The organism is Paenirhizobium cremeum, from assembly GCF_047553425.1.
GTDB lineage: Bacteria > Pseudomonadota > Alphaproteobacteria > Rhizobiales > Rhizobiaceae > Allorhizobium > Allorhizobium cremeum.
In genome coordinates, this window is record NZ_CP180217.1 from 2,485,019 (window position 1) to 2,498,550 (window position 13,532).

12 protein-coding genes are annotated in these 13,532 nt (G+C 61.2%); 2 read left to right on the forward strand and 10 right to left on the reverse strand.

Going from position 1 to position 13,532, the window contains the following annotated elements; all coding sequences use genetic code 11:
- Positions 1-54: 54 nt before the first annotated feature.
- Both ACLBKR_RS12340 and ACLBKR_RS12345 read right to left on the reverse strand, forming a co-directional pair.
- Complete coding sequence (locus tag ACLBKR_RS12340) at positions 55-687, reverse strand: TerC family protein (RefSeq protein ID WP_112828799.1); 633 nt, start codon at positions 685-687, stop codon at positions 55-57.
- Positions 688-932: 245 nt separating this feature from the next.
- Positions 933-1,775, reverse strand: coding sequence for an aspartyl/asparaginyl beta-hydroxylase domain-containing protein (locus tag ACLBKR_RS12345; RefSeq protein WP_113340576.1), 843 nt, complete (start codon positions 1,773-1,775; stop codon positions 933-935).
- Positions 1,776-2,075: 300 nt separating this feature from the next.
- Between ACLBKR_RS12345 and ACLBKR_RS12350 the strand changes: the two genes are divergently transcribed.
- Both ACLBKR_RS12350 and ACLBKR_RS12355 read left to right on the forward strand, forming a co-directional pair.
- Positions 2,076-5,456, forward strand: a complete 3,381-nt coding sequence (locus ACLBKR_RS12350; protein ID WP_414899377.1) for an ATP-binding protein — start codon at positions 2,076-2,078, stop codon at positions 5,454-5,456.
- Positions 5,449-6,372, forward strand: coding sequence for a response regulator (locus ACLBKR_RS12355; RefSeq protein WP_414899378.1), 924 nt, complete (start codon positions 5,449-5,451; stop codon positions 6,370-6,372). Before ACLBKR_RS12350 ends, ACLBKR_RS12355 begins: the two co-directional genes overlap by 8 nt.
- A gap of 29 nt (positions 6,373-6,401) precedes the next feature.
- Here the strand turns inward: ACLBKR_RS12355 and ACLBKR_RS12360 are convergent, their stop codons facing one another.
- The 8 genes from ACLBKR_RS12360 to livM all read right to left on the reverse strand — a co-directional run bounded on the left by ACLBKR_RS12360 (position 6,402) and on the right by livM (position 13,528).
- Positions 6,402-6,677, reverse strand: a complete 276-nt coding sequence (locus tag ACLBKR_RS12360; protein ID WP_112828540.1) for a helix-turn-helix domain-containing protein — start codon at positions 6,675-6,677, stop codon at positions 6,402-6,404.
- Complete coding sequence (locus ACLBKR_RS12365) at positions 6,674-6,910, reverse strand: type II toxin-antitoxin system RelE/ParE family toxin (RefSeq protein ID WP_414899379.1); 237 nt, start codon at positions 6,908-6,910, stop codon at positions 6,674-6,676. The genes ACLBKR_RS12360 and ACLBKR_RS12365 overlap by 4 nt, the downstream gene beginning before the upstream one ends.
- Positions 6,911-7,076: 166 nt before the next feature.
- The gene (locus ACLBKR_RS12370; protein WP_414899380.1) at positions 7,077-8,723 is read right to left on the reverse strand and encodes an acyl-CoA synthetase; all 1,647 of its coding nucleotides are present in this window, start codon (positions 8,721-8,723) and stop codon (positions 7,077-7,079) included.
- Positions 8,724-8,905: 182 nt separating this feature from the next.
- A complete protein-coding gene (locus ACLBKR_RS12375) occupies positions 8,906-10,024 on the reverse strand; it encodes a branched-chain amino acid ABC transporter substrate-binding protein (RefSeq protein WP_112828541.1) in 1,119 nt (372 codons plus the stop codon).
- A 139-nt stretch (positions 10,025-10,163) separates the two neighbouring features.
- A complete protein-coding gene (locus ACLBKR_RS12380; RefSeq protein WP_112828542.1) occupies positions 10,164-10,517 on the reverse strand; it encodes a DUF6867 family protein in 354 nt (117 codons plus the stop codon).
- A gap of 19 nt (positions 10,518-10,536) precedes the next feature.
- Entirely contained in the window at positions 10,537-11,265 is a 729-nt protein-coding gene (locus ACLBKR_RS12385; RefSeq protein WP_112828543.1) for an ABC transporter ATP-binding protein, read from the reverse strand.
- A complete protein-coding gene (locus ACLBKR_RS12390) occupies positions 11,265-12,137 on the reverse strand; it encodes an ABC transporter ATP-binding protein (RefSeq protein ID WP_112828544.1) in 873 nt (290 codons plus the stop codon). Before ACLBKR_RS12390 ends, ACLBKR_RS12385 begins: the two co-directional genes overlap by 1 nt.
- Positions 12,137-13,528, reverse strand: coding sequence for a high-affinity branched-chain amino acid ABC transporter permease LivM (gene livM, locus ACLBKR_RS12395; protein ID WP_113424587.1), 1,392 nt, complete (start codon positions 13,526-13,528; stop codon positions 12,137-12,139). The genes ACLBKR_RS12390 and livM overlap by 1 nt, the downstream gene beginning before the upstream one ends.
- Between the last annotated feature and the right edge of the window lie 4 nt (positions 13,529-13,532).

A 13,532-nucleotide genomic window follows, 5' to 3' on the forward strand; every position in this document is an offset into this window, starting at 1 on the left:
GGCCTATCGCAAGGCCCGGCGCGGGTCGATTTCGGTGTCCGCAGATTGCAGGTATCAGGCGAACCGTTCCATGAGGAACGGCCAGACCTCGACAAGACCGTGATAGATCATGTTGACGGTCACATAGGCGATGACCCCAAGGCCGACATAGGCGATCCACCGGTGACGGTGCAGCAGGCGGGCGACGAGGTTTGCTGCAATGCCCATCAGGCCGATCGACAGGATCAGGCCGATGATGAGGACGCTCGTATGTTCCTTGGCGGCGCCGGCAACGGCAAGGACATTGTCGAGCGACATGGACACGTCGGCGACGACGATCTCGGTGGCGGCCATGAGGAATGTCTTCTGCTTGACGCTGAATTCGGTGTCGTCCGTCTCACCCTGCTTGTGCGGCTCATGCGCGGCCTCGCGCAGTTCGCTCCACATCTTCCAGCAGACCCAGGACAGCATCAGGCCGCCAAGCAACTGCAGGCCGACAATGCCGAGGAGATAGGCCGTCGCAGTCGCGAAGGCGACACGTAGCACGGTTGCCGCGCCGATGCCGACAAGGATGGCCTTCTGCCGCTGATGATCGGGAAGACCGGCGGCCGCAAGACCGATGACGATGGCATTGTCGCCGGCGAGAACGAGATCGACTGCAATAACCTGAAGAAGTGCCGCAAAACCTGCGGCAGTGAAGATTTCCATCATGATTTTGGAACCGTGGTTTTCAGAAACTGATCGTTGTGTCCCGCTATAGCCCCCGACGACGGCGTGGCAAGGTGAAAAGCTGGAAAATCTGACATTTGTCGCAGTATTTTCCGCGTTCCTCTAAAAACACCGCCTTTGCGAGACCATTGCCCTCCGGACCGCGCCGCCGGCTTCCCGACACAAACCGGACAGCAAAAAGGGGCGCGAACGCCCCTTCGGATGATTGTCATGTTTTCCGTCTCTCAGTTCGGACGGTTCCGCAGCGCCTCGGCCTCGGCGTAGAACTTCTTTTCCCATTCCTTGTGGTTGTCGAGACCTTCGCGGATGAACGGCGTGAAGATCGCCATGTTCATCAGCAGCCAGTTGACGAGACGCGCAGGAAATCTGAGCGGCTTGACGAAGTCGACGAACAGCACCACGCGCGTCTTGTCCGTGTGGTTCCAGGCCTCGTGTTCATAGGCATCGTCGAAAATGAGGACCTTGCCCTCTTCCCAGTGGCAGACCTGGTCCTTGACCCGGATGGCAAGGTTGTCGCCGGTGTTTTCGGGAACGATCATGCCGAGATGCAGGCGAAGCACGCCGTTATAGGGACCGCGATGCGGCGGCAGGTGCTTGCCCGGTTCGAAGATCGAGAACATCACCGTCGTCAGGCCCGGGATCTTCTGCATGGCCTTCCAGGTTTCCGGGCAGGCCCGGATATTCTGCTCCGACTTCACGCCGAAGCCGAGCAGGAAGAAGGTCTTCCAGCCATTGTCCGTCGAAATCGTCTTCACGTCGGTGGAAATGTCCTGGAATGTCGGAAGCTCGTTCTTGCGCAGGAGAATGCGGTCGAGTTCTGCGCGGATCGCCGGCGCCGCCTTCTCGATTTCCGCAGCCCAGGGAAAGGTCGCGTTGTCGTAGACCGGCGGATTGCCGAGCTTGGCATATTTCAGGTTCAGGCGCTCGGCCCATGCGACGATGCCCATGAAGGCACGTGTAATGACGCTCGGCCGATCCATCGGTGCGATACCTTCGGTTCCGAAGGTCTGCTGCGGCTCGGGGATATTGGAATCGGCTGAAAAGGGTGCAGCCACATCAGGCTCCATGATGCTCAAGGGTGAAACTGGAAAACAGGTTTTCATCGGGTTTACAGACGGTGCCCGGCACAAAGCAAGCCCTTCCCCCCGCGCTCGCGGCGGCCGGAACCGAAATGTCGACCATTCTTGTCGGAATAACGGATAAATTGTGACAAAGCCTGTCATGAAATTGGAACGCCTCGGGTTTTGCCCACCTTCGGAAGATCGGGCAGCCTTTTTTGCCTCGCCTCCCTCCCCTTGCAATTCGTGCCATTCCCGGAAAGACTGCCCAATCCGCAATCGTTTCCAATCGGGCGCTAGTTTTTAGGCATGGCCGCACGCCAACGCATCATCCCGGTCCGCCGCGAATATAATCGCTGGGTGGCCAACCAGACTCTGGAAGACTATGCGCTGCGCTTCACCGCCAAGAGCGCGCGCAAGTTTTCCTCCAGCCGGATTTCCCAGACGGCCATCGGCGCCATCTCGTTTCTCGCTCTCGAAGCGATCGGCGGCACCATCACCCTGTCCTACGGCACCACCAATGCAGTCTTCGCCATTCTCGCGGCGGCCATCGCCATGCTGCTCGTCGGATTGCCGATCAGCCGCTATGCGATCCGCCATGGGGTCGACATTGACCTGCTCACCCGAGGTGCCGGCTTCGGCTATATCGGCTCCACCATCACTTCGCTGATCTATGCGAGCTTCACCTTCATGCTGTTCGCGATCGAGGCATCGATCATGACCGGCGCGCTGGAACTCGCCTTCGGTATCCCGCTGTGGATCGGCTATATCGTCTCTGCCATGGTGGTGATCCCGCTCGTCACCTACGGCGTGCAGCTCATCTCGCGCTTCCAGCTTCTGACCCAGCCCTTCTGGATCGTCCTCAACGTCCTGCCCTTTCTCTTCATCGCCTTCGCCGACTGGGAAAAATTCGATCTCTGGCGCGCCTTTGCCGGCATCGGCCATTCGAATGCCGAGGTCGGCGGCATTGCGCCCTTCGACCTCGTGGAATTCGGCGCCGCCTCCGCCGTCATTCTCGCGCTGATGCCGCAGATCGGCGAACAGGTGGACTTCCTGCGCTTCCTTCCGCCCGAAGGCGGGCGGAAGCTGCGCCATCGCTTCGCGGTCTTTCTTGCAGGCTCGGGCTGGGTGGTGCTCGGCGTTCCGAAACTGCTTGCCGGCTCCTTCCTCGCGGTGCTGACGCTTTCGACCGGCGTTCCGGCCCGCGAAGCGGCGGACCCGGCGCACATGTATCTCGCCGCCTTCGGCTACATGATCCCGAACGAGACGGCGGCCATGCTGCTGATGGCCTGTTTCGTCGTGGTCTCGCAGCTCAAGATCAACGTCATGAACGCCTATGCCGGCTCGCTGGCATGGTCGAACTTCTTCTCGCGGCTGACCCACAGCCATCCCGGCCGCGTCGTCTGGCTCGTCTTCAACGTGGCGATCGCGCTGCTTCTGATGGAACTCGGCATCTACCGGCTGCTGGAGGAGACGCTCGGCATCTTCTCCATCATCGCCATGGCCTGGCTCTGCACGATCTCCGCCGATCTCTTCGTCAACAAGCCGCTCGGGCTTGCGCCCCCTGGCATCGAGTTCAAGCGCGCCCATCTCTACGACATCAATCCCGTCGGCTGCGGCACGCTGCTTCTGTCCGCCGGCGTGGCGCTCGCCGCCCATTTCGGCCTGTTCGGCCCGTTGATGGCATCGCTTGCCACCTACATCACCCTCCTCGCTTTTTTGATCTCGCCGCTGATCGCCTGGGGCACCCGCGGCAAGTTCTATCTCGCCCGCAAGCCCCGCCAGAGCTGGAAAAGCCTTGGTTCCATCACCTGCTCGATCTGCGAACACCCCTTCGAACCCGAGGACATGGCCTGGTGCCCCGCCTACGCGGCGCCGATCTGCTCGCTCTGCTGTTCGCTCGACAGCCGCTGCCACGACATGTGCAAGCCGCAGGCGAAGCTCAATGCCCAGACGGCCGCCGTGGCGGCACGCCTGCTGCCGCCGGAAATGATCGCCTGGCTCTCCACCCGCCTCGGCAGATATGCGATCACCTCCGTCATCGCCATTTCGGTGATCGGCGCGATCCTCGCACTCATCGCCCATCAGGTCGCCTCCCGCTCTCCGGAAACGGCCGACGTCGTCAACCGCACGGTTTTGATCGTCTTCTTCGTCTTCTCCGTCATTTCCGGCATAGCAAGCTGGTTCTACGTGCTCGCCCATGACAGCCGCGTCGTCGCCGAGGAGGAATCGTCCCGCCAGAACACGCTGCTGCTGAAGGAAATCGCTGCCCACCGCAAGACCGATGCGGCGCTGCAGGCCGCCAAGGAAACCGCGGAGGCCGCCAACCGGGCAAAGAGCCGCTACGTTGTCGGCCTTTCCCACGAATTGCGCACGCCGCTCAACGCCGTCATGGGCTATGCCCAGATCCTCGAACACGACGAGACGATCCCGGCCCCGCGGCAATCGGCGATCAAGGTCATCAGACGCTCCGCCGATCACCTGTCCGGCCTGATCGACGGACTGCTGGACATCTCCAAGATCGAGGCCGGCCGCCTGCAGGTGTTTTCCAACGAACTGAACATCCAGGATTTTCTCGACCAGCTCGTCGACATGTTCGCGCCGCAGGCTGCGGCCAAGGGGCTGGCATTCGAGCACGAACGCTCCCGCGCACTGCCGCAATATGTCCGTACCGACGAAAAGCGGCTTCGCCAGATTCTCGTCAACCTGCTCTCGAATGCGATCAAGTTCACCGAGGAAGGCACCGTCCGCTTCGAAGTGGGCTATCGCAGTCAGGTCGCGACCTTCACCATCTCGGATACCGGCCGTGGCATTTCGGAACGCGACCTCAACCGGATCTACGAACCCTTCCAGCGCGGCGAGGCGGAGATCGTCAAGCCGCAGCCCGGTCTCGGACTGGGGCTGACCATCACCAAGCTGCTGACCAACACGCTCGGCGGGGAAATCGCGGTGGCGAGCGAGCCCGGCAAGGGGTCGACCTTCAAGGTTCGGCTGATGCTTTCTGCGATCGAACGCCCGAGTACCGCTCCCGCTCCGGAAAGAACGATCGTCTCCTACACCGGCCCGCGCCGCACCATCGTCGTGGTGGACGACAACGAGGACCATCGCGATCTGATGCGCGAGGTCCTAGCCCCCCTCGACTTCGTTGTCCTGACCGCAACCAGCGGCCCCGACTGCCTGACGCTGATCGAGGGCGTGAAGCCCGACCTCTTTCTCGTCGATATCTCCATGCCCGGCATGAACGGCTGGCAGCTTGTGGAGAAATTGCGGGAAACCGGCCAGTCGGCCCCGATCCTCATGCTCTCGGCCAACATCGGCGATGCCCCGGCCCCGGGCGGCGACGGCCATAACGATTCCATCGCCAAGCCGGTCGACGTCAAGCGCCTGCGCGACAAGCTCGCGCTCTATCTCGGGCTCGACTGGGTCTATGCCGACGAGATGCCGCCGCCCGCGACACCCGCCCCGACAAAACCCCGCTCGCCGGGACCGGCCCATCTCGAAGAGTTGCTGCGACTCGGCGAAATCGGCTATGTGCGCGGCATCGAGGCGAAACTGGCGGACCTCGCCAGACTGGATGGCAATTCGGCCTTCGTCGAGACATCGAGAAGCTTCGTGCAGGGTTTCGACATGATAGGCTACATCGCCTTCCTGAAGACGTTCCAGCCGGGCAAGGAGGAGACCCGTGGTTGATGCCGGCCGGCCCCGCGACATCGTGCTGTTGGTCGATGACAGCCCAGAAGCGCTGGGGTTCCTGACCGACGCGCTGGAACAGGCGGGCTTTTCCGTATTGATCGCAACCTCCGGACAGGTCGCGCTGTCCATCGTCGTTCGCATCAGCCCCGATATCATCCTGCTCGATGCCGTCATGCCCGGCATGGACGGCTTCGAGACTTGCCGCAGATTGAAGGAAGACGCAGCCGTCGCCCAGGTGCCGGTGATCTTCATGACCGGCCTGTCGGAGACCGAGCATATCGTGCATGCGCTGGAATCGGGCGGCGTCGATTATCTCACCAAGCCGATCAATATCGATGAACTGCGCGCCCGTATCCGCGTCCATCTCACCAACGCCCGCTCGGCCCAGAGCGCACGTGTGGCCCTTGATGCCGCCGGCCGGCATCTGCTTGCGGTGAAAGGCGACGGCAGCATCCACTGGTCGACCCCGCAAGCGACACGGCTTGCCGAAACCGCCACCAACCGATCCGATGGATTGGATCTCGTGGCGCGCGCAATCGCCGACTGGATGGCGAGACGCGAAAGCGCCGGAGCGCAGGCTGAAAGTGGCTTCGCCTTCACCCACGGCGATGGCGCGGCCCTGCAACTCGGCTATCTCGGCGCCATCGGCTCCGACGAATACCTGTTTCGCCTGACCGTCTCCAACCGCACCAGCGACGACGAGGCGCTGCGCCGCCATTTCGCTCTTACCCAGCGGGAATCCGAGGTGCTGCTCTGGATCGCCAAAGGCAAATCCAACCGCGACATCGGCGATATCCTTGGCCTTTCGGCCCGCACGGTGAACAAGCACCTCGAGCAGATCTACGTAAAACTTGGCGTCGAAAACCGGGCATCCGCAGCGGTCAAGGCGGCGAATGTCCTGCATGTGGATTGAGAACGGTTACTCCACAAGAGAACGGAACCTCATGGTACGAGGTTGATCTCCAACTTCGTACCCGTCGCCTCTGCATAGCGGCGGAGCGTCGATATGGAGGGAGAAACACCGCCACCCTCGAGCCGTGCGATTGCCGACTGTGTTGTGCCGATCCTGCGGGCGAGTTCGGTCTGCGACAGGTTCGCATTCACGCGAGCGCGAACCAGTGCCTCGATAAGCTGGAATTCGGCATCCGATTTTTCGTATTCCTTCCGGAATTCCGGGTTTTCCATCAGCCTCTTCTTGAGATCCGCGATTTTCGTCATGGCTTCATTTCCTTCATTCGCGCCCTTGCAATCTCAGGCGATGATATTGGCGTCTTCTGTGACTTCTTCACAAAGACATGCAGGATAACGACACGTCTTCCGCTGACGGCAACATAGATACCGCGTGCAATACCCTCCGATGCCTTGGCGCGAAGCTCCCATAGCTTGCCATCCAGATGCTTGACATGCGGTTCGCGCAACTGATCGAGACCAATATTCTCGATGGCTTCCATGAGACGGATCAAACGCGCCTGAAGCCCGGGAGGCAATCCTGCGATTTCCGCGTCAACCACATCACCAAGGGTCTCAACCGTCTATCGCATAAGCGCTATATAGCAAATACGCAATAAAAGACAAGCGACTCCTCTTTGGGAAACACGGCGGGAGCGCTCGAACGGCTCAAAGCGCCCGCGCCTTTTCTCGCAGAACGAACTTCTGGATCTTGCCCGTCGAGGTCTTCGGCAGCGGGCCGAATACCACCGTCTTCGGCGCCTTGTAATGCGCCATGTTGGCGCGGCAGAAGTCGATGAGTTCCTTTTCCGTCACCGCCGCCCCCGGCTTGAGACCGATGAAGGCGCACGGGGTTTCGCCCCACTTCTCATCCGGACGGGCGACGATCGCTGCCTCCATGACGGCCGGGTGCCGGTAGAGAACACCCTCGACCTCGATCGACGAGATGTTCTCGCCGCCGGAAATGATGATGTCCTTCGATCGATCCTTGATTTCGATATAGCCGTCCGGATGGCAGACCGCGAGGTCGCCCGAGTGGAACCAGCCGCCGGCGAAGGCCTTGTCCGTCGAGGACGGGTTCTTGAGGTAGCCGCGCATGACATTGTTGCCGCGGAAGAAGATCTCGCCCATGGTCTCCCCATCGCTCGGGACGGGTTCCAGCGTTTCCGGATCGGCGACCATCAGACCGTCGAGAACCGAATAGCGCACGCCCTGGCGCGCTTTCAGCCGCGCCTTCTCGGAAATGTCGTGATCGTTCCACTCGTCATGCCATGCGCAGACGACGGCCGGACCATAAGTCTCGGTCAGGCCGTAGGTATGGGTAACGTCGAAGCCCAGTCCCTCCATCGCCTCGATGACCGCCGCCGGCGGCGCGGCCCCGGCCGTCATCACCGAAACCTTGTGGTCGATCCCCGCTTTCAACTCGTCCGGGGCGTGGGCGAGCAGGTTGAGCACGATGGGCGCGCCGCAGAAATGGGTGACCTTTTCCGAGCGGATGAGATCGTAGATCGGCTCGACACGCACGGACCGCAGGCAGACGGACGTGCCGGCGGCAGCCGCAATCGTCCAGGGGAAGCACCAGCCGTTGCAGTGAAACATCGGCAATGTCCAAAGATAGATCGGATGATTGGCCATGCCCCAGGTGAGAATGTTGCCCACCGCGTTCAGATAGGCGCCGCGATGGTGATAGACGACACCCTTCGGATCGCCGGTGGTGCCGGAGGTATAGTTGAGGCTGATCGCATCCCACTCGTCGGCTGGGCGCTCCCAGCGGAAATCGGGATTGCCGTCCGCAATCAGATCGTCATAGGTCGTCCGTCCGAGGCGGCGCCCGCCGGAGAAGCCTGGGTCGACGATATCGACGATTTCGATCGGCCGCCCGGCGATATGGACGGCGCGCTCCGCCACGTCGGAGAATTCCGGATCGACGATCAGCAGGCGTGCCTCGCCGTGGTTAAGAATGAATGCGATGGCCTCTGCATCGAGCCGCGTGTTGATGGCGTTGAGTACGGCGCCGATCATCGGCACGGCGAAATGGCATTCGAACATCTCGGGAATATTGGCGGCAATCACGGCCACCGTGTCGCCCCGCCCGATTCCGCGCTCCGAAAGGGCGCTGGCGATGCGGCGCACGCGATCGTAGGTTTGCGCCCAGTTGCGCCGCACCTCACCGTAAACCACGGCGGTTCGACCGGGATAGACCTGGGCGGAGCGCTCGATGAAACTCAGCGGCGTCATCTGGGAAAAGTTCGCAGCGTTCTTGTCCAGCTCGCGATCGTAGATCCCCTCCCCGTGCGGAATCGTCATTCCATGCATGATGTGAGCCTCCCAACTCTCATAGACGGGAGGAGTATTACCCAATTGAACGCCGGCGCAATATAGTCCGTTGGGCTAAGGGCTATTTCCGGTTGAAACGGACACGCCGGATGACGGCGGAGCCGCAAACAGAAAAGCCCGGCACGAGGCCGGGCTTCCCTTAAGCATATCGCAAGAGCGTATCAGGTACCCTGCTGGATGTAGGTGTACTTGCCGTCGGCGCCCTTCTTCCATTCGTACATGACGTAGCCCGGAAGCTTCGGGTCGCCCTTTTCGTCGTAGGAGATTTCGCCGAGAGCGGTCGGGAACTTGCCCTTCTTCATGGCTTCGGCAACAGCTTCCGGTTCGAGCGAGCCGGCAGCCTTGGCGGCTTCGGCGATGACCTGAACGGCAGCATAGGAGTAGAGGGTGTAAGCTTCCGGGTTGAAGCCGGCAGCCTTGAACTTCTCTACGAGGTCCTTGTTTTCCGGACGCAGCGTCGGGTCCGGACCGAAGGTGTTCAGCGTACCGGCAACGGCGTCGCCGGCAATCGATGCCAGTTCGTTCGAAACGATACCGTCACCCGAGACGAGCGTTGCCTTCAGGCCCTGGTCGGCAGCCTGACGGATGATGAGGCCGGCTTCGGTGTGCAGACCACCCCAGTAGATGATGGAAACGCCGGCTTCCTTCATCTTGGCGATGAGGGCGGAGAAGTCCTTGTCGCCGGTGTTGACGCCTTCGTACATGACTTCGGTCAGGCCGGCTGCGTTCATGGCTTTCTTGGTTTCGTCGGCAAGGCCCTGACCGTACGGGGTCTTGTCGTGAACGACGGCGATCTTGGCGTCCTTGAAGTGCTCGGCGAGGTAAGCGCCGGCGATAGAGCCCTGCTGGTCGTCACGGCCGCAGGTACGGAAGGTGTTCCACAGGCCGCGTTCGGTGAAGGTCGGGTTGGTAGCGGCCGGGGTGATTTCCAGGATGCCGTTTTCGGCATAAACTTCGGAGGCCGGGATGGAGACGCCGGAGTTGAAGTGACCGACCACGAACTTGACGCCGTCAGCAACGAACTTGTTGGCGACCGAGATGCCCTGCTTCGGGTCGGACACGTCGTCGCCGAGGACGATCTTGATCTGCTCGCCATTGATGCCGCCAGCCGCGTTGATGTCGGCAGCAGCCTGCTCGGCACCCTTCTGGAGCTGTGCGCCGAAGGCAGCGTTCGGACCGGTCAGCGGACCGCCGACGCCGATCAGCACGTCAGCCCAGGCGTTGCCGCCGAAGGCCACGAGAGCCGTCAGCGCAACGGCTGAAAGGAGAGACTTCTTCATATTGTTACTCCCAATTTTTTAAGTGGGTTAGGTTTCGAAAACCCTGCGCAATACCCACCATGACTGCGCCGGAAAAGCTGTTCCACTCTTATGAGAGCCGCATTCATTCGCCCAATCTGAGGCAAGAAAAACGCGGCTGTCAATCTTTCTTCTTCCACGAGAACGGTGAGGTCCGCTCGTAGAGCCAGTAGTAATTATCGACCATTTGCGTGGTCCGCCGGCTCTGGAAGCCGGCGATGGAAAATACCAGAAGCAGAACGACGTCGACCAGGTAAAGCACCGGGCTGACCATCGGCCCCTGGAACAGGGCGTAGTGCAGGAAACGCAGCGCGAAACCCAGCAGCAACGTATAGATGACCACCGTCGGATAGCCGTGCCAGCCCTCCGCCACCGCCTTGCCGGTGCGCCACGCGGTCCAGAAACCGAGCAGCAGGACGAGGAAGCGCAGCACGTAGCGAACGCCGGTATCGCTTTCGAAAAACAAGCCTTGCATATCTATTCTCCCCGCCCGCTCAGTGGTGGCCGCCTTCGAGATAGGCCGCGCGGACAGAAGGATCCGCGAGCAGTTCCTTGCCCGTGCCGCTCATCGTCACCTTGCCGTTGACCATGACATAGGCACGGTCGGAAAGTTTCAGCGCGGCAAAGGCGTTCTGTTCCACGAGGAAGACGGTGAGGCCTTCCTCCTGGTTCAGCTTCTTGATCGCCTCGAAGATGCCCTTGACGATCAGCGGTGCAAGACCGAGCGACGGCTCGTCCAGCAGAAGCAGCTTCGGACGCGCCATCAGCGCACGGCCGATGGAGAGCATCTGCTGTTCGCCGCCCGACAGCGTGCCGCCACGCTGGCTCTGGCGCTCCTTGAGGCGCGGGAACATGGTGAAAACCTTCTCCACGTCCTCATGGAAATATTTGAGGTTGTCGAGGCCTGCCCCCATCTGGAGGTTTTCCAGAACGGTCATGCGCGGGAAAATGCGACGTCCTTCCGGCGACTGGGCGATACGGCGACGGGCGATCAGATGCGTCGGCATCTTGGTGATATCCGTACCGTCGAAGGTGATCGTGCCTGTGCGCGCCTGCGGGCTGCCGCAGATCGTCATCATCAGCGTCGACTTTCCGGCGCCGTTCGCGCCGATCAGGCTGACGATCTCACCCTGGCGGACTTCGACGTCCACCCCAGCGAGCGCCCGGATGTTGCCGTAATAGGTTTCGACACCCTGTACTTTGAGAAGCAGTTCACCGGCCATTACTCTTCACTCCCGGAAACGGCTTCGACCTCGGAAATCGCTTCGGTCAATTCTTCATCCTCGACACCCAGATAGGCGGCGATCACCTTCGGGTCGTTCTTAACTTCGCTCGGCGTGCCGTCCGAGATCTTCTGGCCGTATTCGAGCACCACCACATGGTCGGAGATTTCCATGACCACCGACATGTCGTGCTCGATCAGCAGCAGCGAGGTTCCCTCGTCGCGGATGGAGCGCAGAAGCGCGTTGAGCGCCAGGGATTCCTTCGGGTTGAGGCCTGCGGCCGGCTCGTCGAGGCAGAGCAGTTCCGGCCCCGTGCACATGGCGCGGGCGATTTCCAGGCGCCGCTGGGCACCGTAGGGAAGGTCGCCGGCCGGATCGTCGGCACGCTCGACGAGTTCAGCCTTCTCCAGCCAGTATTTCGCCTTCTCGATCGCATCGGCCGCCGCCCGCTTGTAGGCCGGCAGGCCAAGCAATCCGAGCACGGTATAGCCCGACGCCTTCATCAGCGCGTTGTGCTGGGCGACAAGCAGGTTTTCCAGTACCGTCAGCCCCGAGAACAGGCGGATATTCTGGAAGGTGCGCGCGACCTTGGCGTGCTTGGTGATTTCGAAATCCGGCAGGCGTTCGAGAAGATATTCCCTGCCCGACTTCTGGCGGAGCGTAATCATACCCATCGTCGGCTTGTAAAAGCCTGTGATGCAGTTGAACACCGTCGTCTTGCCTGCACCGTTCGGGCCGATCAGCGCGGTGATCTCGCCGCGCCGGGCTTCGAAGGACAGGTCGTTGATGGCCATCAGGCCGCCGAACTTCATCGAGAGATGTTCGACTTTGAGGATCGTGTCGTTCGTCATCGTAGTGGTTCCGGAAGTCATCAGCCGTGACCTTCCTTGGTAAAGCTTCCCGAGACGGCCTTGCTCTCCTTGAGGAAGGCGGTCGGTTGACGCGAGCCGACGAAACCGCGCGGCTTGAACAGCATGACGACGATCATGGCGAGGCCGAACAACAGCATGCGATAGAGTTCCGGCGTGAAGTCGGGCCCGAAGACGTGCTTCAGGAATTCCATCTCGCGCAAGAGCTCGGTGCCGCCGACCATGACGATGGCCGCGACCGCGATCCCCGTCAGCGAGCCCATGCCGCCAAGAACGACGATGGCGAGAATGACAGCCGATTCCAAGAAGACGAAGCTTTCCGGGGAAACGAAGCCCTGGCGTGCCGCGAAGAAGGAGCCGGCGAAACCGCCGAACATCGCGCCGGTGGCGAAAGCGGTAAGCTTGGTCGTCACCGTGTTGATGCCAAGCGAACGGCAGGCGATCTCGTCCTCACGCAACGCTTCCCAGGCCCGGCCGATCGGCATCCGGCGAAGACGGATGGTGACATAGGCCGTGAGCAGGCAGAGGGCGAGGATAAGATAGAACAGGAAGATCTTGTAATAGACCGACGACATCGGCAGACCGAACATCTTGGCAAAGCCGGTAGCAGACGCATCGAACTTGATGCCGAACAGCGTGGCCTTCGGGATGCCGGAAATACCGAACGTTCCCTTGGTCACATCCGTCCAGTTGATGAGGACGAGGCGGATGATTTCGCCGAAGGCGAGCGTCACGATGGCCAGGTAGTCGCCCCTGAGGCGCAGCACCGGAAAGCCGAGGATAATGCCCCAGAAGGCGGCGAGAATACCCGAAAGCGGCAACAGGACCCAGAAGGACAGGCCGAACTGCTGTGACAACAGCGCATAGGAATAGGCGCCAACCGCATAGAAGGCCACGTAACCGAGGTCGAGCAGTCCGGCAAGACCGACGACGATGTTGAGACCCCAGGCCAGCATGACGTAAATCAGGATCTGGATGCCGAAATTGTCGACGTATTTCAGCGAGCCCTGCAGCCCGGTCAGCGCGATGATGACAGGCGGATAGAGCAGCAGCGCCAGAAGCGCGATCTTCAGGAAATGCTGGTGGAAGAAGGAGGGCTTTGCCTCGATCTCGTGCACCGGCACCTGGGCGCGGCGTTCCTTGCGGGCGCGGGCCCAAGGATGGAAGAAGCCGACGACCAGGAAGCGGCCAACCGCCGCAATCGCAACGAAGATCGCCAGCAGGCCCCAGCGGGGATACCAGATCAGGGCATTGTTGATGTCCTGATCGGTCTTGATACCGACGTAGAGGATGAACAGGCCGAGCGCTAGAAGTCCTGCGAAAAGGCCTTCCTTGAGCGCGCGCGCAAGGGTTCCGGGTTGAGACGTGCCGGTCACGTTTGCAGAATTCGTCATGGGA